General features: G+C 72.1%; 15 protein-coding genes. 8 read left to right on the top strand and 7 right to left on the bottom strand.

Annotation, left to right across the window (positions count from 1 at the left end):
- Positions 1 to 32 precede the first annotated feature (32 nt).
- Complete coding sequence (locus ACIRYZ_RS27090) at positions 33 to 1,826, top strand: DUF1003 domain-containing protein (RefSeq protein ID WP_402948768.1); 1,794 nt, start codon at positions 33 to 35, stop codon at positions 1,824 to 1,826.
- Positions 1,827 to 1,898: 72 nt separating this feature from the next.
- Here ACIRYZ_RS27090 and ACIRYZ_RS27085 read toward each other — a convergent pair whose 3' ends face one another.
- Complete coding sequence (locus tag ACIRYZ_RS27085; protein ID WP_402948766.1) at positions 1,899 to 3,272, bottom strand: hypothetical protein; 1,374 nt, start codon at positions 3,270 to 3,272, stop codon at positions 1,899 to 1,901.
- A gap of 157 nt (positions 3,273 to 3,429) precedes the next feature.
- On the opposite strand from ACIRYZ_RS27085, the gene ACIRYZ_RS27080 reads away from it, so the two are divergent.
- From ACIRYZ_RS27080 to ACIRYZ_RS27065, 4 genes are all read left to right on the top strand, one after another.
- A complete protein-coding gene (locus tag ACIRYZ_RS27080) occupies positions 3,430 to 3,555 on the top strand; it encodes a hypothetical protein (protein WP_402948764.1) in 126 nt (41 codons plus the stop codon).
- A gap of 244 nt (positions 3,556 to 3,799) precedes the next feature.
- The gene (locus ACIRYZ_RS27075; RefSeq protein ID WP_402948761.1) at positions 3,800 to 4,600 is read left to right on the top strand and encodes a hypothetical protein; all 801 of its coding nucleotides are present in this window, start codon (positions 3,800 to 3,802) and stop codon (positions 4,598 to 4,600) included.
- Between the two features lie 153 nt (positions 4,601 to 4,753).
- Positions 4,754 to 5,464, top strand: coding sequence for a hypothetical protein (locus tag ACIRYZ_RS27070; RefSeq protein WP_393029301.1), 711 nt, complete (start codon positions 4,754 to 4,756; stop codon positions 5,462 to 5,464).
- A gap of 36 nt (positions 5,465 to 5,500) precedes the next feature.
- A complete protein-coding gene (locus tag ACIRYZ_RS27065) occupies positions 5,501 to 5,866 on the top strand; it encodes a hypothetical protein (protein ID WP_402948759.1) in 366 nt (121 codons plus the stop codon).
- A gap of 15 nt (positions 5,867 to 5,881) precedes the next feature.
- Here the strand turns inward: ACIRYZ_RS27065 and ACIRYZ_RS27060 are convergent, their stop codons facing one another.
- Complete coding sequence (locus ACIRYZ_RS27060) at positions 5,882 to 7,159, bottom strand: MFS transporter (RefSeq protein ID WP_402948757.1); 1,278 nt, start codon at positions 7,157 to 7,159, stop codon at positions 5,882 to 5,884.
- A 71-nt stretch (positions 7,160 to 7,230) separates the two neighbouring features.
- Between ACIRYZ_RS27060 and ACIRYZ_RS27055 the strand changes: the two genes are divergently transcribed.
- Entirely contained in the window at positions 7,231 to 8,115 is an 885-nt protein-coding gene (locus ACIRYZ_RS27055) for a winged helix-turn-helix transcriptional regulator (RefSeq protein ID WP_402948754.1), read from the top strand.
- Between the two features lie 72 nt (positions 8,116 to 8,187).
- Here the strand turns inward: ACIRYZ_RS27055 and ACIRYZ_RS27050 are convergent, their stop codons facing one another.
- Complete coding sequence (locus tag ACIRYZ_RS27050; RefSeq protein ID WP_402948751.1) at positions 8,188 to 8,757, bottom strand: hypothetical protein; 570 nt, start codon at positions 8,755 to 8,757, stop codon at positions 8,188 to 8,190.
- A gap of 126 nt (positions 8,758 to 8,883) precedes the next feature.
- Entirely contained in the window at positions 8,884 to 9,603 is a 720-nt protein-coding gene (locus ACIRYZ_RS27045; protein ID WP_402948748.1) for a hypothetical protein, read from the bottom strand.
- A 144-nt stretch (positions 9,604 to 9,747) separates the two neighbouring features.
- Between ACIRYZ_RS27045 and ACIRYZ_RS27040 the strand changes: the two genes are divergently transcribed.
- Entirely contained in the window at positions 9,748 to 10,173 is a 426-nt protein-coding gene (locus ACIRYZ_RS27040) for a DUF3592 domain-containing protein (RefSeq protein ID WP_402948745.1), read from the top strand.
- 23 nt (positions 10,174 to 10,196) lie between these two features.
- Here the strand turns inward: ACIRYZ_RS27040 and ACIRYZ_RS27035 are convergent, their stop codons facing one another.
- On the bottom strand, positions 10,197 to 11,744 hold the full coding sequence (locus tag ACIRYZ_RS27035) for a Na+/H+ antiporter (RefSeq protein WP_402948742.1): 1,548 nt from the start codon (positions 11,742 to 11,744) through the stop codon (positions 10,197 to 10,199).
- Positions 11,745 to 12,127: 383 nt separating this feature from the next.
- On the opposite strand from ACIRYZ_RS27035, the gene ACIRYZ_RS27030 reads away from it, so the two are divergent.
- Positions 12,128 to 12,931: a thioesterase family protein gene (locus ACIRYZ_RS27030; RefSeq protein WP_402948739.1), complete on the top strand. Its 804-nt coding sequence runs from the start codon at positions 12,128 to 12,130 to the stop codon at positions 12,929 to 12,931.
- Positions 12,932 to 13,025: 94 nt separating this feature from the next.
- Here the strand turns inward: ACIRYZ_RS27030 and ACIRYZ_RS27025 are convergent, their stop codons facing one another.
- Positions 13,026 to 14,351, bottom strand: coding sequence for a radical SAM protein (locus ACIRYZ_RS27025; protein WP_402948736.1), 1,326 nt, complete (start codon positions 14,349 to 14,351; stop codon positions 13,026 to 13,028).
- A 236-nt stretch (positions 14,352 to 14,587) separates the two neighbouring features.
- On the bottom strand, positions 14,588 to 19,831 hold the full coding sequence (locus ACIRYZ_RS27020) for a glycosyl hydrolase family 18 protein (protein ID WP_402948733.1): 5,244 nt from the start codon (positions 19,829 to 19,831) through the stop codon (positions 14,588 to 14,590).
- Between the last annotated feature and the right edge of the window lie 94 nt (positions 19,832 to 19,925).

Genomic DNA, 19,925 nt, shown 5'->3' with positions numbered 1-19,925 from the left:
GAGGAGCGGGTGTGGGGGAAGCCGGAACGGAGATGAACCAGCCGCGGCAGCGGCCGGTGGCGATGGCGGACGGACAGGTCGGCCTCAACGGCGCGATCGCGGCCGCGCTGACCCGGGCGGTGGGCTCGATGCCCGCCCTGTACGTCACGCTGGTGGTGGTCGGCGGGTGGATGGCGCTGGCGACCTGGGGGCCGCTGCACTCGGTCGACCCGTACCCCTTCGGCTTCCTGCTGTTCCTCGACAACGTGGTCCAACTGGTGCTCTGCCTGGCGATCCTGGTCGGCCAGCGAGTGCTCGGCCAGGCCGCCGACCGCCGGGCGGTGCAGACCTACGAGAACGCCGAGGCGATCTTCGCCCGGGTCGCCGACCTCCAGATGCACCTGGACCGCCACGATCAGGCGCTCGGCCGCGGGGTGAGCCTGTTGGAGACCAGCGGGCACCCGTGGATCCAGCGGCACCGGGTGCAGCCGCCGCCACAGGCGTTGGACCAGGTCACCGGGGTCAACGGGCGGATCGCGGCCTGGCTGACCGGGCGGCTGGGCAGCATGTGGGCGTTCTACTTCGCGGCCGTGACGCAGGTGGTCTGGATCGGCATGTCCCAGCTGGGGCTGCAGACCTTCGACCCGTACCCGTTCGCCTTCATGAGCTTCCTGTCCACCCTGGCCCAGCTGATCTTCATGATCGTGATCATGGTCGGCCAGGACGTGCTGGGCAAGGCCGGTGACCGCCGTGCCGAGCAGACCCTGCTGGACGCCGAGGCCGTCCTGCACGAGTGCGGCCGGATGAAGGCCCGGCTGGAGGCGCAGGGGAAGATCATCGAGAGCCTGGCCGACTACACCAGCGCCCAGGTCACCCGGCACCTGGCGCGGGCCATCCACCAGAGCCGGCTGACGGCGGCGGTCGAGGACGGCGAGGAGCCGGGCAGCCGGCCTGTCCTGCTGCCCTGGGAGGAGCTGCCCGAAGAGCTGAGGGCGGCCAACCGACGCCAGGCCCGGCAGCTCGGCGAACGCCTCGCCACGGTCGGCTGCCTGATGGTGCCCACCTCCGAGCAGGTGGCCTCCGACGCCGTCGGGGGCTTCGAGGACTTCACCGAGGAGGAGGCCGAGGTGCTGGCCCGGCTGGAGCACGAACACGAGCACCGCTACGGGACGGGCGGCGAATCGGAGGTGCCCGTCCCCGGCCAGCGGGACGGCCGGGCGGAGTTCCTGCCCTGGGAGGCGCTGTCCGACCGGGCTCGCGCCCGTACGGTCGAGTCGGTGCGCCGCATTCCCGCGATCCTGGCCGACGTCGGCTTCCAGGTCGTGCGGATCGGCCGCGTCGTCGACGGCGTCGGGGAGTTGGACTTCACCCCCGAGGACTGGGCGACCCTCGGCCGCGCCCTGATGGCCTCCGGCGTCCTGGTCGCCCTCGCCGAGGGCGTGGCCGACCCCGAGGAGATCATCGCGATCGTCAAGCTGCTGCGCGGGGCCAGCGGTACCCACCAGCGGCGGCTCATCCGTGAGCTCGCGGCAGCCTCCACCTTCGACACCGGGCTGCGCCCCGACACCCGGTACGACGAGTACCGGGGGCCGGCGCTGGAGACCATCCGGGACGCCACCCGAATCGTGGCCGAGCACGCGCCGGACGAACTCGCCGAGTACCGTGCCTTCCTGCTGCAGATCGCGACCGTCGTCGCCGACGCCAACGAGGAGGGCGGCATCCTCGGCCTGGGCGCGCGCACCCGGGTGCCCAACGAGCTCGCGGCCATGGATGCCGTCCGGGTGGCGAGCGACCTCGATGTGCCGGAGGCCGCGCGCGACAAGGTCGGCCTGCGCAAACGCGGTTGACCGGATGCGACCGGCCGACCGTGGAGGCGGTCGGCCGGTCGGTGCGTCAGGAGGGGATCGCTGTCAGGCGGATCACTTCTCCTGCGCCATGGACTTGATGTCCTCGAAGCTCATGCCGATCTTGTTGAAGGCGCGGGCCTGGGCCTCCGGCACACCGAGCGCGGCCAGCTCCTTGAGCTGGGCGTCGGTCAACGGAGCGGCATCGGTGCTGACCGGCGGGACGGCGCCCGACCCGGTCTGGTCACCGAGGTCGGAGCCCGTGCCGCCGGCGGCCAGCATGAAGAAGGTCTTCATGAGGTCCTCGGTGGTCATCTTGTTCGGCGCGGACGGGGCCTCGACCTTGGGGGCGTCCTGGGTGAAGGTCAGCTTCACCGGGAAGTTGACGCCCGGCTCGATCTTCTTCGCCAGCTGCGCCATGTCGAAGGTGGCCGAGGAGAGCGAGCCGTCCTTGAGGTAGAGGTCGGCGCCGACGTTCTTGTCCGGGACGCCGGTCGGGGCCTCGGTCGGGAACTTCCTGAACTGCTGGGGGAACTTGGTGGAGAGCGGCTTGAGGGCCTTGTACAGTTCGTCCACGGCCTGGTGGGCCGGGGCGCTCATCCAGATGTGCTCGGTGCCGTCCTTCGTGCCCTTGTCCTCGAAGGTGACCGTCCGGTTGAAGACGTCCTTCAGCGAGTCGAAGAGCTCCTTGCCGGCCTGCGGGTCGACCGAGGGCATCGCCTCCGGCTTGCCGCCCTTTGCGCCGTCGTCCTTCTTGGCCTCGTCGGCGAGCTCCTGGAGGTCGAACGACGTCCAGTTGCCGCTCAGCAGGCTCTTGGCGGGGGCCATGTCGGACGGGAGGTCCTTGGTGACGGCGTCGACCTCGGACGGGTCCTGACCGGTGAGCTTCAGCACGCTCTTCAGGTCGATCTGCAGGTACCCCTTGGCCTCGAGCTGGCGGTACTCGAGGAGCGGGGTGCCCTTCCTGTCGGCGATGCGGTAGGAGATCCGCACCGACTTGTCGAGTGTGATGTCCTTCTGCTCCTTGGCCGCCGCGTTCTTGAAGGCGTCGACGTCCTTGAGCGGCTTGTCGGCGGAGACCGCGACGGAGAGGGACAGCCCGGACAGGCCCTGGGCGCTCTTCTCGTCGGCCGCCTCGCCGGTGGCCTTGGTGAAGGCGACGATCTGCTCGGGGGTGGCGTCGACGGAGAGCGTGAAGCCGGCCGACTTGCCGTCACCGACCTTGTTGAAGGCCTTCGACACCTTCTGGGCGGCCGAGATCTGCTCGGCGGTGCCGCAGGCGGTGAGACCCGTGGCGAGGACGGACGCGGTGACCGCGAGGGGCAGCGCGCCGCGCGCGGCCTTGCGGATGGCGATGTTGATGGTGCAACTCCTGTGTGACAGGGCCTGATCGAACGGGGCCAGGCCGGTCCCTCCCCTGTGGCGAAGCGCGCCACAGCGCCTACACATGTGATCACATTATCAGCAAGGTGACACGCGATTTTTTGACCCGGCTTTTAACTGATCTGGCCGATAGCATGACCGAATGGCCGAAGTCCGACTTGCGCGCACTGGTCCCCGGCCGCTCACCCCGGTCTCGGCATCAGGACACACGACCGGCTCGTAGGTGATCGACTCAGTCCGTATCGACGCCGAGAAGGACTGCCTCCCCTCCGACGTCATGCGGGGACTCGGCACCTCCAGCCGCTTCGACGCGGGCGTCCGCGCGGCCGAACTCGGCTGGCTGGACTGACCCCGCAACCGACACCCCTCCCGCGGCGTCTATGCTCGTCGACCGCGCTCGTTCGATCACGGCGAGCCACATGGAGCTCACCGGGTGGTTCGAATGCAGACTCAACCCCGTCGGGCTCCGGCCCCGGGGGCGTCGTCGGTCCCGTGCACGGTGGTGTTCGAAGTGTCATCACCACCTGCTAACCTCAGCCGATTTCCCGCCGCACAGAGGCGGCGGACACGACGGGGTAAGAGGAACAGACAACATGGCAATTCTCCGGGCGAAGCAGAAAGCCCAGGTCATCGAGAAGCTCTCGCAGGTGGCGCCTCCTGGGGAGACCTTCATCGCCTGCGTGCACGCGGAGAGCGGCCCGAGCCCGTGGCTCAACGGTGTCTTCGGTGAGATCCCGCTGCTCGGCCTGATCATCGTTCTGACCCGCCGGTACTACTTCCTGACACTCACCAACACCCACGTGGTGGTCAACGCGGCCAACCGCTGGACCAACCGCCCCGGCGACGTCGTCGCGGCCTTCCCGCGCAACGCCTTCCCGGTCACCCGGGTCAAGCGGGCCAGCATCTGGAGCTCGATGTACCTCCAGATGCCGGGCAACGCCAAGCCGATGCGTCTGAACATCCACCGCATCTGGCGCGCCGAGATGGACCAGCTCAGCGCGGCCTTCCCGCCCGGGTCGATCGACCCGTCCTCGCAGCCGTTCGACACGCCGCAGGGCCGGCCGTACCCGATGCCGGGTCAGCCGATGGTCGGCCAGCCCATGCCGGGCCAGCCGATGCCGGGTCAGCCGGTGATCCCGCAGCAGCAGGGCTACGCGGCGCCGCAGCAGCCGTACCCGCCGCAGGGCCAGCCCTACCCGCCGCAGCAGCCGTACCCGCAGCCGCCGGCCAACCCCTACCCGGCCCCGCAGGGCTACCCGGCGCCGCAGGGGCAGCCGTACCCGCCGCAGCCGGGCGGCCAGGTGCCGCCGCAGGGCCAGCCCTACCCGCCGCAGGTCCCGAACGTGCCCTACCCGGGCCAGCCGGGCCAGCAGGGCTACCCGGGCCAGCGCTGACCCGGGCCTGAGCCGAACGCGTCGCGGCCCCGATCCCCTCCCCGGGGGTCGGGGCCGCGGCGCTGTGCGGCCGCCACCGGGCTCGACGCGCCGGGAGGGGCGGACTCTGCCAGGCTGAAAGGGCAGCTACCTCGATCGAGGAGGCGCGCACCGATGTCAGCGCAGAACCCGGGGCCGTCCGGACGACGGGCCCGCCTCGCGGCGCTCCGGGCAGCGGAGGTCCGTCGCGAACGGCGCCGGCGATGGCTGGTCGCCGGAGTGATCGTCCTGGTGCTGGCCGTCGTGGTGGGCGGGATCGCCGTCGTGATCGCCACGAACCAGGGCTCGTCCCCGCCCTCCGGGGTCCCGGCGCACCCGCGGACCACCGCCGAGGGCCGGACCACCCCGCCGCCCTGGGACGCCCCCGCCGACGTCGCGGCAGCCGTGAAGGCGGCCGGCCTGCCGATGCTCGGCGCCGAGGGTACGGCCCTGCACATCCATGCGCACCTCGACGTGTACGCCGGCGGCCAGCCCGTGACGGTGCCCGCGCTGGTCGGCATCGACGAGAGCGCGCAGCGGATCAGCCCGCTGCACACCCACGACACCACCGGCGTCATCCACGTCGAATCGCCGGTGAACGCCGACTTCACCCTGGGCCAGTTCCTGACCGAGTGGCAGGTCTCCGCCTCCGCCGACCACCTCGGCGGGCTGCGCACCGACGCCACCCACACGCTGACCGCGTACGTCGACGGCAAGGCGGTGAGCGGCGACCCGGCGGCGATCCAGCTGCACGCCCACGACGAGATCGCCCTGGTGTACGGCACGGCCGCCGAGAACGCCTCCGTCACCGTGCCGGGAAGCTACAACTGGCCGGCCGGTCTCTGAACCACGGCTTCGCAGCCCCTGGATGCGGTGAGGTCCTTGGTCAGGAAGACCCGACTGGTGCCCGGCGGATCGCACGGGACCTCGCCGAGCGTCGTCCACCCGTGCGGCCACGGCCTGCTGGACTGGGGCCCGGAGCCGGGCCTGCCCGCGGCCGGCCGGGCCTGGCTGATCGAGCTCGGCATCACGCTGCCGAGCGGCTCGCGCCGCCCGCCGGTGCGCGCCTGCCTGGACCGGACCGAGCGCCGCCCGCACCTCGGCGGCGCGGTGGGCGCGGCGCTCTGCGACCACGCGCTGACCACCGGTTGGCTCACCCGGATCGGCACCACCCGCGCCCTCGCCGTGACCCCGACCGGCCGGCGGGCCTGGCAGCACCTTTTCGGCCTGCCGCCCGCCGGCCTGTGAGAAGCCCTCCGGACCTCAGACCAGCTCGCGCATCCGGCGGACCGGGCCGGCCAGCAGGACGGCGGGGCTGAGCACGCTGCTCAGCGCGAACAGCAGCAGCGCCGTACGCGGCCCCCAGGCCGCAGCCGTGGCGCCGGCGGCGAGGGCGCCGACCGGGATCGCGCCCCAGGAGACGAAGCGGACCGTGGCCATCACCCGGGACAGCAGCTCCGGCGGGGTCTGGGTTTGGCGGTGGGTGCGGGTCACGATGCTGAAGACCACGACCCCCGCCGAGAACCCGGCGTTGCCGACGGCGAAGACCAGCGCGCCCCAGCCGGATCCGGCCGCCGGGAGCAGCAGGGCGAAGCCGGTGGCGACCGCCGCCGCCCAGCAGACCGCGCGGCCGCTGCCGATCCGGGCGACCAGACGGGGCGTGGCGGCGGCGCCGAGCAGGCTGCCGAGGCCGCCGGTGGCCATCAGGGCGCCGACGGCGGCGGCCGGCGCGCCCAGGGTGCGGACCAGGAACACCGGGGTGAGGGTCATCAACGCGCCGCAGACGAAATTCACCGCGGTGGCGCCGGCGACACAGGGCCTGATCACCGGGTGCCGGGTGACGAATCGCCAGCCCTCGCGGATCTGCTCGCGCATGCCGGCACCGCCCGCCGGTCCGGCGGCCGGCTGTTCGGCTCGCGGCAGGCTGCCCAGCAGTGCCGCCGAGGCCAGGTAGCTGACCGAGTCCAGCAGCATCGACGCGGCGCCGCCGAGCAGCTGCACCAGGACGCCGCCCAGCGAGGGCCCGGCCAGGTCGGTGGCCGCGATGCTGCCGGAGACCAGGCTGTTGCGGGAGGTCAGCTGCTCCTTGGGGACGACGGTGGGCAGGAAGGTGGAGTTGCCCACGTCGAAGACCACGCTCGCGAAGCCGATCACCAGTGCCACCACCACGAGCTGGGGCAGCCCCAGCACCCCGATCGCCGCCGCCACCGGCACCGAGGCCACGGCGACGGCGCGGATCAGGTCCATCGCGACCTGGGTGCCGCGCAGCGGCAGCCGCCGGACCAGCACGCCGGCCGGCAGTCCGATCAGCAGCCAGGCGACATAGGCGGCGCCCGTGATCAGGCCGACCTCGAACGCCGAGGCGTGCAGGGTGACCACGGCGATCAGCGGCAGGGCCACCGTCGTCACCTGGTCCCCGAGCCGGCTGACCGTCGAGGCGGTCCAGTAGCGCCAGAACGCCCCCGCCCCGCCGCCCGGGCGCCGCCCGCCGGGCCGTACCGAGTCCGCTGTTCTCGTCGCGTTCGCCGTCTCCGTCGCCACGTCCGCCCCTTTGCTGCCACCGGTCCACGACCGAGTGAGTTCCTTTTGGGAACTCACTATAATGGGTGATCATGCGGCACACGGAAGCGGCTGACCCCGACTGCGCGATCTCCCAGGCCCTGAGCGTGGTGGGGGACACCTGGACCCTGCTCCTGATCAGGGACGTCGCCGGTGGCACCCACCACTTCGAAGCCCTGCAGAGCGGGCTCGGCATCAGCCGGAAGGTGCTCACCGAGCGGCTCAAGGCGCTGGTCGCCGACGGCGTGCTGGAAAAGCGGCTCTACCACCCGCACCCGCCGCGCTACGAGTACCACCTGACGGACACCGGGCGCGGCCTGCTGCCGGTGCTGGTCGCCCTCCAGGACTGGGGCGGGCGGTACGTCCTGGGCGACGGCTCGCTCTCCGGCACCAGCACCGTCGACTCCGCCGAGACCCGCCGGGTCATGGCGCTCACCGGCCACCGGCTGCCCGCCCTGGAGCTCGCCGCCGCCTCCGGCGGGTGGGTCGACCCGGTCGCCGCGGACCGTGCCTGGACGGTGCTGTACTGCTTCCCCGGGGCCTTCGCACCGGGCGTCATGGGCCACCCGCCCGGCTGGGGCGAGGTCCCGGGCGCGGCCGGCTGCACCCTGGAGTCCTGCACCTACCGGGACCGGATGGGCGAGTTCGCCGCCCGCGACGCCGCCGTCTACGGCGTCAGCACCCAGCGCCCGGACCAGCTGGCGGCGTTCGCCGAGCACGCGCGGATCCCGTTCCCCCTGCTGTCGGACGCCGGGCTGGCGCTGGCCGGCTCCCTCCGGTTGCCCACCTTCCGGGCCTCGGGCGTCGACCGGCTCAAGCGGCTCACCCTGGTCCTGGACGCCACCCGCACCGTGCGGGCCGTGCTCTACCCCGTCACCGACCCGGCCGGGTCGGTCGAGGACGCCCTCGCCCTGCTCGACGGCCTGGCCGCCGAATGACGGCGGGTGCGCCCCCGGCCCGGCCGGCGACGCACCCGATCAGCACTGCTCAGTTCGACGTGGAGCCACGGCTCACCGGCGTGCGGCGACGACGAGGACGGTGGCGACGATGAGGACGACGGCGAGCAGGACGCCCGCCACCTGGGGCGTGATCCAGTCCCGAACCTGCTTGCGCGGCTGGACGCGTTCTGCGCCGGGCGTGCTCGACTCCCACCAGTCGAGCACCCGTTGGACGTTCGTCTGGAACTCCTCGATCGGGTACAGCGTGCTGGTCTGGAGGCCCGGCAGCGAGCGACGGCGCCCGTCCACCAGGAAGATCCGAGCCGCGTAGGAGCGGGTGCCGTTGCCCTTGGACTCCCGGACGCCGATCCATCGGATCTCCTGCCAGGGGTAGGTGCGGCCGCTCCCGATGCCCCAGCAGACGGTGACGCCGTCGGCCCCGGCCCTGCTCCAGGAGCGCCAGGCCACGACGAAGGCCGGGAGGGCCAGCGCGAGGGTGCCGCTGCTTATCCAGTACATCGCCGCCACGCCGAGCTTCAGGACGGTGACGCCTTCCAGGGCGGCCAGCGCGAGGAGCACCACCGACAAATGCGACCAGGAGGGTCGGAACATGTCCTTCCCTCGGAACACCAGTTCGTTCACAGCGTGCACGCTAGCCCCGTGCGCCCGGCCCGAACAGTTCCAGGCATTCTTCACGGCAGTGGTTGGACGGTGGATCGGGCCGTGTGACGGCGGCCCCGGTCGGCCGGGAGTCCGGGCTCCGGCCCGCTACTTGCCGCCCTTGCGTCCGCCCCGGCCACCCCGCGTGCCCTTGCCCCGCAGGGCGCGGTGCGCGGCGCCGAAGGTGAGCGCGGCCCACAGGACGGCGACGACGCCCGTGACGTAGACACCGATGCCGCGGAAGGAGAGGTCCTCGTCCCGGGTGGCCGGCGGGGCCCAGCCGGCCGGGTCGACCAGGACGGTCGCCGTGGTGCCGACGGAGCCGCCCGAGCAGCCGATGCCGCCGATCGTGCCGTGCGGCAGGGGCTGGTGGTCCTCGCGCCGGATGTCACAGGTCCAGCTCACCTTGCCCATCTTGTCCTTGCCGCTGTGGACCGAGGTGACGACCACCCTGGTCTCCACCCCGCGCTGGGCGATCAGCTGCGCGCGGATCGCGGAGGTGGGGATCACCAGCAGCAATACACCCAGCAGAACGGCCGGCCAGACCACCCACCCGGTGCTCCGGATCAGCATCAGCCCCACCACGGAGGCCATCAGGACCAGGACCGCGAGGACGGTGCAGGCGACCTGGTGGTCCGGGTCGGTGGCGAGTGCGAGCAGCCCGATGATCAGCAGCGGTGCGAGCACCCCGACCAGGACCGCCGTCCGGCGCACCGTGCGCGGCGCGAGCGCGGCGTCCTTGCCCGGGCGCTTGCGGACGGGCTTCGCCGGCCGGGAGGCGCCCGCGGCGAGCGGCCTCTTCTGCTTCTTGTTCCGGCCCTTGGTCATGGTGCCCCCGATCGGTGGTGCGTGTTCGTGCCCGCGACAGTGTGACGGCAGCCCCGGACAGCCGGAAGGCCGGGGTGCGGCCGGGCCCGCGACGGCCTGACGCCTTCTGGTCAACTCCCTTGCGTGCTCGGTACATTGATTGGTGTGTGGCTGGTGGACCTGTTCCTCCTGGCCGGGGCGGTGATCCTGGCCTGCCTCTGCGCGCTGTTCGTCTCGGCGGCCCGGACCGACCTGGCGCTGCGCCGGGAGGGTGTGTGCGCGGTCGGCCGAGTGCGGAAGGTGCGGATGTGCACCACCTCCGAGGGCTACGACCGCTGGCGGGCGACGATCGAGTACGGCCTGCCGGACGGGCGGACCGCCGAGCTGGTGCGCTCCGACGAACGCCCCGAGGGCGGCCGCTACCGGGAGGGGGACGAGGTGACCGTCCGGTACCACCCCGCCCGGCCGGGGCGCGGCATGGCCGTCCACCCGGAGCACCGCCTCCCACCGCCCCCGGGGCCGCGGGCGCTGGCGCTGCTCGCGGTGGTCTGTGCGGCGGGGGCGGCGGGTTTGGTCGTGCTGATGTTCTGACACTCGGCCGCCCGCACGCCTGCTCAGTTCCGCCCCAGCGCCGCCTGCTCCAGGTCGAGGTCGCGTTGGAGCGCCCGCAGCGTGGTGTCGCTGATCCGGTGCTCCTCGTAGAGGAGGTGCAGCCGGGTGTTCTGCACCGCGATGACCTCGTGCCGGAGCTGGCGGTAGGCGTCGTCGGCGGTGGTGCCGTCGGGGGCCTCGGGGGTGCGGTCGAGCCGGGCGGTCAGGGCGCGGCGCACCCGGTCGACGGCGGTCTCCGGGACGGCCTCCAGCTCGGCGAGGCCGTCGACGTGGTCGAGGGCGGCGCGGTTGAGCTCGTCGCGGGCGTCCTCCTCCTCGCGCGCGGTGTGCTCGGGTTCGAGGGCGAGTCCGGAGCGGTTGACCACGGCGGCGAGGGTCAGGCCCTGGACGACCAGGGTGAGCACGACGTTGGAGACGGTGAGCACCAGGACCAGCGGCCGTCCGGCGAGCCGGTCGCCGCCCTCGGTGAGCAGCGGGATGGACAGCGCGGCGGCCAGCGGCATGACGCCCCGGGTGCCGGCCCAGGTGACCACCCCGGCGACGCGCCAGGACAACCGTCCCCGGCTGGGTTTGACGGCGCGGGTGAGCGGCAGGGTCCACAGCACACGTACGGCGATCAGCACCGCGGCGATCGCTATCGACTGCAGTGGCCACCAGCCGGTGCCGGCCGGCAGCTCCCGGACCAGGGCGGGCAGTTCCAGGCCGACGACGGAGAAGACGACGCTCTCCAGCAGGAACACCACCACCGCGTACACGGCGTGCAGTTGGAGCCGGATGTTCGCGTCGGTCAGCCGGTGGCCGGAGCGGCCGAGCAGCACCCCGGCGACCACCACCGAGGTGACGCCCGAGGTGTGCGCGGACTCCGCCAGCACGTACGCCGCGTACGGGGTGACCAGCGCTATCACCGTCTCCAGCACCGGGTCGGTGGTGCGGCGGCGCAGCAGCCAGGCCAGTCCGGCGACGGCCGCGCCGAGCAGGCTGCCGCCCCCGCCGAGCAGCAGCAGCTCGCCGCCCGCGGCGGGCAGGTCGACCGTCCCGCCGACCGCCACCGCGACGCCGACGGCGACCTTGAACAGCACCAGCGAGGTGGCGTCGTTGAACAGGCTCTCCGCCTGCACCAGCACCTGGACCCGCCCGGGCAGGGCGAGTCGGCGGCCGAGCGCGGTGACCGCCACCGGGTCGGTGCTGGAGAGCACGGCGCCGAGCACGAAGGCCATCGCGGGCGGCAGCCCGGCGACGGCGACGGCCGCGAAGCCGACGGCGGCGGCGGAGGCGAAGACCAGGCCGAAGGAGAGGATGGTGACCGGTCGCCACACCGTCCGCAGGTCGCGCAGCGACAGTTCCTCGGCGGAGGAGTAGAGCAGCGGCGGCAGGACCACCATGCCGATGACCTGCGGCGGGACGTGCAGCGCGGGCACCCCGGGGATCAACGCGACGCCGAGCCCGGCCAGCACCAGCAGTGAGGGCGCGGGCACCCGCCATCGCCGGGCGAAGGTGGCCACGCTGGTGGCCAGGACGACCAGGACGAGAACGATCCCCACGGCGTGCATCTGCAGAAACGACCCATCGCAACACCGGGGTCGCCGAAGCCCGATCGCCGCGGTCATCCCCCGAGCCGACCAGACTTCCCGGCACACCGGGGGTCATCTTATCGGCTTCTTTGCTCGTCGAGCTCTTCGCGCCGTTCGGGAGGGCGCACGGTGGCGAAGGTCCGCTGACCGGTCGTCACAGGCTGCCCCGAGCCGCGCCGCACCGAGCTCTCCGACCGCCACCCGCTCGCCGCGCGCCGATCCCCCGCATGCCCGAGGGCGCGGCGGTGTGGGGCGCATCACAGCCCCGGGGGCCGTTCGGCCTCTTACGATCGTGATCGCGGACGCCGGAGTCCTGCGGCGCCCGCCCGGCACCCCGCGATCCGCCCGAGGAGAAGCGCACCTTGACCGCCCCCACCGCCGCGCCCGACAGCTACTACCAGCGCACCGGCGAGCACAGCTACAAGCCGACCGTCCACGCGCAGGGGGCCTGGCACCCCGACGAGCAGCACTTCAGCCCGGTGGGCGGCCTGATCGCCCACGCCATCGACCGCTACCGGGCCGACCGCCCCGCCGACGGCCTGGCGCTGGCCCGGATCAGCTACGACATACTCGGCCTGATCGCCCTGGACGAGTTCGAGATCACCGTGGAGACCGTCCGGCCGGGCCGCACCATCGAGCTGGTGGAGGCGGTGGCCAGCGTCGGCGGCCGCGCGGTGGTCCGGGCCCGGGCCTGGTTCCTGGCCGAGCTGGACACCACCGCCGTCGCCGGGACCCACGACGAACGGCTGCCCGCGCCGGAGGAGTTCGAGCCCTGGGCGATGAGCGGGCGGTGGGGCGGCGGCTACATCGCCTCGATCGACGTCCGACGCCGCTCCACCGCCCCCGGCCGCGCGGCCGCCTGGATCTCCACCCCGCTGGAGCTGGTCGCGGGGGAGCCGAGCAGCCCGCACGCCTCCTTCATCGCCCTGGTGGACACCGCCAACGGCATCGCCGTCCGCCAGGAGCCCACCGAGTGGATGTTCCCCAACACCGATCTGACGATCCACTTCCACCGCCGCCCCGAGGGCCGCTGGAGCGGCCTGGACACCAGCGTCACCTTCGGCCCGGCCGGACACGGCGTCACCAGCACCGTGCTGCACGACGTCCACGGCCCGGTCGGCCGCGCCGAGCAGATCCTCACCGTGCGGCCGCTGAACGGCAGTTGACCCGAGAGGCTGCGCCCCTCGGCGGCGCCACCCCCGTCCGAGGGGCGGCGCCGCCGAGGCGTGCGGTCAGCGGTGTGGGCTCGGCGGAGCGGGCTCAGCCCGGCAGCGAGTCCATGAAGGAGCTGACCGAGAAGACCGCCTTGCCGGGACCGGCCGGACCGTAGCCGGGCGGGGAGGAGAGGCCGAACTCCTCCAGGGTGGCCCGGTAGGTCTGCAGCAGCCGGATGTGGTACTCCAGCGGCGCGCCCTGCGGGTTGGCCTTGCCGAGCGGGGTGGTGGGCTCGGGGCACCAGGTGGTGAAGCGCGGGACGACGCCGTGCGACATGAAGAAGCGCAGGCCCTCCCGGGTGGAGGAGATCGCCTCGTCGACGGTGGTGAAGCCGAAGGGTTCGGCCATCTCCACGCCCGCCACGAAGTTGGGGATCACGTTCTCCGCGCCGAACACCTCGGTGGAGTCGAGGATCCGGCGGTGCCACTCGTCCCGGCCGACGTAGCGCTCCTTGCCGGGGCAGTAGAGCTCGAACAGCCGCTTGTCCCACACCTCGAAGTTGGGGTGGTAGATCCGCACGCCGTAGTCGTGGAAGCGCTGGACGTCGTCGCGCGGCAGCGCCTGGGCGACCACCTTGCCGATCCAGCGGCCGGGGAAGCGCTCCTCGATGGCCTTGGCGTACTGCCCGTAGAAGTCGGCCTCGTCCCGGCCGCCGACCTGTGAGGTGATCGCGCCGCCGGTGAGGGTGTAGGCCTGGGAGGCGCGGGCGGTGTCGTACCGGTCGATCAGCTCCAGCGCCTCCAGCACCTCCTCGACCGGCTTGACCCCGGTGTACGGGCGGCCGGCGGCCTTGTGCTGGCGCCAGTTGTGGTTGATGTCGCAGTACTGGCACTCCTCCTTGGCGCCGAAGTACTGGCAGACCCGGAACACCGTGAGGTAGATCAGGTAACCCCACTGGATGGTCGGGGCGACCTCCATCACCGACTTCCCGTTGGCCAGGGTGTGCCGGTAGTAGTCGGGCATGGGCGGCAGGCCGACGTCGGCGATCCGCGCGCCGTCCAGGTAGAGGCCGAGCGTGCCGTCCTCGCCCGCGCCGACCCGGTACGGCGAGTCCGGGTTGACCCGCACCGACACCACCGTGCGGCGCAGCCCGTACGGCCCGCCGGTCAGCACGACCTCCTCCGGCGGCCGGTTCAGCGCGGCCGCGCCGAGCTCGGGCAGGGTGCGGTGGTCGAACGAGAAGATGAAGTACGACTTCGGCTTGACCTCGCCGCCCCCGTCGGCGCCGGAGCTGCCGCTCAGGGCCGACTCGTCGAAGGCCATGCCGCCGCGCAGCAGATCCTCCTTGATCACCGCCTCCCGGGGCACGTCGGGGAAGCGCTCCATGAGGTCCTCGACGAGTTCGGTGCGGCTGCGGGCCTGGCTCTCCATGCGTTGGTCTTCCTTCCTGGCCCCGTTCCTCCACGGCGCCCCGCCCATTCTTCTCCCTCTTACACGCGTGGTCGTGACCGGCCGGGCCGAGGAAGATCGACTCGTCCATGCTGGGGGCCCGGGCGACGCTCCGCCTCGGCCTGCGGTCCCATCGGGCACCGGCCGGGGGACGTAGGACGCCCGCTCGGCGGCCGGGGTCGGCCGCCGAGCGGGCGGATCGGCGGGAAGGGGTCGGATCAGCCGGTCGGGCCGAGCCTGGTCCACGGGTTCTTGGGGTCGGTGGCGTCGGGCGCGGTGCCCTTGGTCCACCACTTGGCCTTCCAGTAGGAGCCGTTGTAGGAGACGACGGTGCGGGTAGCGCCGTCGAGGTCACCGGCGACCACCCGGGTGCCGGGCGCGACGTCGCTGTTGCGCGGCTCGGCGACGAAGCCCGAGTAGGAGCGCATGCCGAAGGGCTTGCCGTCGGCCGGGATCCCGCCGGAGAGGTCGGTGGACTTGCCCTTGTCGTCGACGCTGTACAGCTGCCACCACTGCCCGGCGGAGTTGTCGCAGTCCCGCACGGTGAGGTCGTTCAGCCGGGTGTCCGCGCCCAGGCACTGGTCGTGCCCGCTGGTGCCGCTCTTGAAGCGGTACCAGCCCGGCCCGCCGTCCTCGACCACGGTCCACAGCTGGTTGGCGTTGCCGTCCTGGACGTCGACCAGATGGGCGTGGTCCCAGCCGTTGGGGTGGTCGAGCACGTTGCTGGTCTGGACGGGCTGGGACTTGGCGCTGTTGATGTCCTGGACGCGCCCCTTGTCGAGCGTGAACGGTGCCCACAGCGGGTTGTAGATCCGCTCCGGCGCCCAGGCGTCGGCCTGGCAGCCCGGGCCGGTGCCGGCGGCCTGCGGGGTGACGGTGGTGACGCCCTTGCGGCTGTCGCCAGTCGACCCGTAGGTCTGGTCGCCGATCTTCACGGTGGTGTTGGTCGGTCCGGTGATCGGGAGGTAGTACTTGATGCCGATGTCCCGGGACTTGCCCGGCGGCACGTCCTCGCAGTAGCCGAGTTTGATCGTCACCCGGTGGAAGGCGGCGCCCAGCCCGCCGGGGTTGGCGCCGGTGCGACCCGGCTGCACCGCGCCCTTCATCTCCTGCCAGGCCTCGTTCTTGAGCAGAGGCGGCGTGGAGGTGGGGATGTCGAAGGCGATCTCGGTGCCCGAGGGCAGGGCGACCCCGCTGTTGTTGGTGATCCGCAGCTTCGGCTGGATCGGCCACATCTCCTTGACGTCGGTCGGGAAGTCCGCCAATTCGGCCTTGACGTCCACGACCTGGCTCGGGAGGGTGACGGAGGATCCCGCCGAGAGGCTGTTGCCGTACGGTCCGGCGCCGCGCAGCTGCTGGTCGGCCTGGGTGGTCAGGGTGTAGCCCGGACCGCACTCGCCCTGGTCGGGGCAGGAGTAGTCGCCGGCCAGCTCCCACATCATGACCCCGCCCAGGTCGTTGTCCTTGACGTACTGGGTGAGGGCGCTCATCCCCTGCCCGTCCTCGGTGGACAGGAACGTGCTGGTGGCGGCGTTCCACAGCCAGGAGGACTTGGTGGCGTCGTCCCAGTTCCGCGCGTACCCCGACACCTGGTCGGCCTTCAGGCCGTAGGCGCTCAAGTAGGAGGGGACGACGCCCCGTTCGAGGTTCTTGGCGTGCCACATCGGGTTGGAGCCGGCGCCCAGCTCGGTGCCGTCCGGATTGGTGTCGTGCCACAGGTTGTCGATGCCCTTGGCGCCCGTACCGCAGGGCACGCTGCCGCCGTTGCTGCCGGTGCCCTGCGGGCACTCTCCCTGGCTGGGCAGGGCGGCCGTCCCCCACAGCCCGTTGCCGACGCCGCCGGTCACCCCGGTCCAGCCGCGGGTGTAGTACGGCGCGCCGAGGACGATCCGGCCGGCCGACAGGGCGCCGCGCAGGTAGTGCTGCGCCCAGTCCGTGTTGAAGTAGCCGACGCCCTGGTACTCGGGGTTCTTGGCGGTGTCGTAGATCCCGGCGCCGGCCAGCTCCGCGTCCCTCCCGTCGTCGTACAGCGGGGCGTTGGGGCCGACGAACTGGTTCCACGAGCCGTGGAAGTCGTACGTCATGACGTTGGCGTAGTCCAGGTAGCGCAGCGCCTCGAAGGCGCCCATGCCGCGGACCATGTAGCCGGAGCCGGAGACGGCCGCCGACAGCAGGTAGTAGTGCTGGTCGGCCGCCGCGGCCCGGTCCAGCTTCTCGCGCAGGGTCTTCACCAGGGCGGTGTGCCCGGCGGTGAGGCCCTTGCGGCGGGAGTTGGAGATGCCCCAGTCCAGCGGGTTGCCGGTGTCGGGCAGCGCGGTCGGGTACTCCTGGTCGAGGTCGACGCCGTCGAAGCCGTACCGGCGGAGGAAGTCGACCACGGAGTCGGCGAAGGTGTCGATGGCGCCCTGGTTGACCGAGCCGTCGGCGTTGGTGGTCAGCGAGTAGAACCCGCCAGTGGTGGAGCGGGGGCCGTCAGAGTTGAGGATCCCGCCGGTCTCGGCCCAACCGCCCACCGAGATCAGGGTCTTCACCCGGGGGTGGAGCTTCTTCATCTTGGTCAGCTGGTTGAATTCGCCCCGGTACGGGACGCTCGGGTCGAGCGCGACGCCCGGCCAGGTCTGCCCGGTGGCCGGGTTGGCGGGATCGGTGGTGTCGCCGACGGAGATCCGGCCGTCCGGGCCGACGTGGGCGAAGGCGTAGTTGACGTGTGTGAGTTGGCCCCACGGGATGTTGGCCGGCAGGTACTGGTGCTGCCCGTCGGAGCCGGTGCGCCAGCTGGTGTAGTAACCGACCGCACGGCGCGAGTGGTCGGTGCCGAGTAGCTCGCGGCCCTGGTCGTCGTAGGCCAGGCAGTACGGGGTGTTGACGCCCGGGGTCTGGACCATGCCGTCCGGCCGGCAGCGCGGTTGGTCGCCGGCGGCGGTGCTGAAGGGGGCGGGGGCCTCGGGGTGGGGGTCGAGCGGCGGGGCGGTGGCGGGGCCGATCGTGGTCCTGCCGTCGGCGAGGCGGAAGGAGATCGCCGCGTCGCCGGGGGCGAAGATCGTGCCGCACAGGCTGCGCCAGGTGGCGCAGATCGTGGTCGGCTCCTCGATGAGCTTGTCGTCGAGGGTCCCTGGGACGACGCTGATCTCGGCGAGGTGGTTGCTGCTGAACATGAACCCGGTGCCTGGTTGGGCGTCGCACAGCCGCTTGGCGAGAGGCAGTCCGAGGCTGCCGGCGAGCACGCCGACGAGCACACCCACCTCCGGGTGCCCTGCGGCGACCGATACGACGGCGGCACCGCCGATCGTGACGACGGTCACGAAGCGGAGCCCCGCGCACGTGGCCTGGCTGATCCAGCCGGGCTGGTACTCAGGGATGCCGAAGGCAGCGGTCAGTCCGTCCGTGAAGTGGGCGTCCGGCATCCGCGCGTCCGCGTCCTTGAGGCTGGGCCAGTTGTCGGCGATGCTCTTCGGACCGTTGATCACTTGGTCGACCGAGCCGGGGTTGGCCTTGACCAGCACGTACTGCCCGCCGCGGAAGAAGTAGATCTCGTTGTCCCGGACGGACAGGGCCGTGTCGATGCCCTTCTCGAACAGGGCTTTCAGCTGGGGAGTCGAGCACAGGCTGGTCCAACCGGTGCAGATGTCCCAGGCGTCGTGGGCCCTGGTCGCCTTCCCGGGGCCCTGGTCCACGTTCTGCAGGTAGACGTACTTGTCGCCGCTGAACATGAAGACCTCGCCCTTGCGGTCGGGCAGGGCGACGGCGACGTCGACCCGATCCGCGAACGGGGTGTCCTTCAGGGCCGGCCAGTCGTCGGCGATGTTGCGGATGCCCTTGTCCGCGCCGTCCACGATCTCGTTGGCGGCGGTGTTCGGATCGACCTTCACCTTGGCGTACTTCGAGCCGTGGAAGAAGTAGACCTCGTCCTGGACGACGGATACGGCCGCGTCGACCCCGCGGGGCGGGCGCGCCGTGCCGGGGGCCGGGGCCGGGCCGTCCGAGCATCCGTTCGACTCCAGGCCGACCGGGGAGCCGGGGTCGTCGATGCTGCCCGAGGTCACCCGCCAGCCGCACTGGTTCCACAGCGGGGCCGGGGACGGGCCGGGCGTGATCCCGTGCAGCTCCTTGGTCTCGGGGCCTCCGACGGCGGTGAAGGGCGCCGCGATCACACCCGTGCGGTTCCACAGGTTGCCGCCGTCGTAGCGCCAGAGCAGTTCGTCCGCGGCGCTCTTGCAGGACACCTGCCGCAGCGGGACAGCGGAGCCGTCGGTGCTCGCCTCCGTGCGGACGGTGGGCCCGGCGGCGACTGAGGCCTTGGCGGATGCCGCGGCCAGGCAGAGTCCGGAGAACAGGTTCCTGAGGTGGTAGTACCGGATTCCGTCGCTCACCTCGGTGAAGCCCTCGGGCACCCAGTTCTGCGAGGTGGTCCAGTTCTGCCGGGCGTGGTCGGCGAGCGCGCCGAGGTCCGCAGCGCCCTGCGCGATCTCCAGGAGGTCTCCGTCGTCGCGGTGCGGGTAGCTCATCACGAGGGACCAGTCCGGCCCGCGGGCCACCATGGGCGGAGCGAACACCACCGGACGGTGATCGGACGCCCCCGCGGCGGACCCCGAGGGAATCGCGATGAGGCGTCCCTGGTCGTTGACCTGGTCGGTCACCAGGTAGTCGAGCTCGCCGCCGCTGTCCTGGGTCGGCCGGTGCACCCGGTCGATGCGGTACCCGGCTGCGGGGATGCCGGCGTTGGTGAGCCGGGTCGGCAGGTCGGTGGGTTCCTGGTTGAAGTCGCCGGCGACGGCCCACTGGTACCCACGGGCGGCCGCCCAGTTCCGGGCCTGCGAGACGAGCCACCCGGCGTCGTTGCCACCGCCGGAAGCCGCGTGGACGTCGAAGACGACGTCGTTGCCGAACCGGACCCCCAACAGCGGACGCAGCCGGTCGGCGAGCCGGGAGATGACCACGAGTTCGTCCGGGCGCGACCTGGTGACGATCGCCAGGTTCACCCGGCCGGGCCGCTCGAACACCTGGGCGCCGGCGGCGTTCACCTCGCCCGGGACATTGTTGTAGGAACGCATCCAGTAGATGTAGCGGTAGTCCGGTTCTCGATCGTTACCCCGGTTGTACAGGAACGCTTGGGGGTGAGCCAGGTCGTTGCCCTCGGTCGTGACGGTGATCCCGTCCGCGTTCGGAAGAGGGATGGCGGACCCGGGCCGGTCACCGGCCTCCTGGAGCACCAGGACGTCGTTCTCGCCCATGTTCCGGGCCAGACCGAAGCGGCCGAAGACCCCGGTCGTCCACTTGCTGTCGCCGTCCCTGTCACTCCGGCTGGTGGCCCCCTGCATGTTCCAGGTGGTGATCGTGCGGTCCCTCATGGCGGCGTGGGCGGACGGCGCGGAGAGGAACTCGACGATGGTCAGGCAGGTGGTGAGCAGGGCGATCGTGGTGAGCAGGCCGATCGCCCGGAGGGGAGGTGGGGCAGTCCTCACGTCGCCCCCAGTTCGCGGGCGCGGTCCGGTCGGCGGTGGCCGCGTGTTCTCGGGTTCGGGCGCATGGCGTTCCTTGCTTTGTTCGAGGGACGAG

Source organism: Kitasatospora sp. NPDC101155 (assembly GCF_044768305.1).
In the GTDB taxonomy this organism is placed as follows: domain Bacteria; phylum Actinomycetota; class Actinomycetes; order Streptomycetales; family Streptomycetaceae; genus Kitasatospora.
The sequence above is the reverse complement of the archived record's forward strand: the minus strand, read 5'-3'. Positions and strand labels throughout refer to the sequence as shown.

What these genes read in the sequence shown, in the direction of transcription:
- ACIRYZ_RS27045 (WP_402948748.1), bottom strand. Translation starts at nt 9,603, where the DNA reads ATGACCAAGGGCCGGAACAAGAAGCAGAAGAGGCCGCTCGCCGCGGGC.
- ACIRYZ_RS27075 (WP_402948761.1), top strand. Translation starts at nt 3,800, where the DNA reads ATGGCAATTCTCCGGGCGAAGCAGAAAGCCCAGGTCATCGAGAAGCTC.
- ACIRYZ_RS27070 (WP_393029301.1), top strand. Translation starts at nt 4,754, where the DNA reads ATGTCAGCGCAGAACCCGGGGCCGTCCGGACGACGGGCCCGCCTCGCG.
- ACIRYZ_RS27055 (WP_402948754.1), top strand. Translation starts at nt 7,231, where the DNA reads ATGCGGCACACGGAAGCGGCTGACCCCGACTGCGCGATCTCCCAGGCC.
- ACIRYZ_RS27035 (WP_402948742.1), bottom strand. Translation starts at nt 11,744, where the DNA reads ATGCACGCCGTGGGGATCGTTCTCGTCCTGGTCGTCCTGGCCACCAGC.
- ACIRYZ_RS27090 (WP_402948768.1), top strand. Translation starts at nt 33, where the DNA reads ATGAACCAGCCGCGGCAGCGGCCGGTGGCGATGGCGGACGGACAGGTC.
- ACIRYZ_RS27085 (WP_402948766.1), bottom strand. Translation starts at nt 3,272, where the DNA reads ATGTGTAGGCGCTGTGGCGCGCTTCGCCACAGGGGAGGGACCGGCCTG.
- ACIRYZ_RS27025 (WP_402948736.1), bottom strand. Translation starts at nt 14,351, where the DNA reads ATGGAGAGCCAGGCCCGCAGCCGCACCGAACTCGTCGAGGACCTCATG.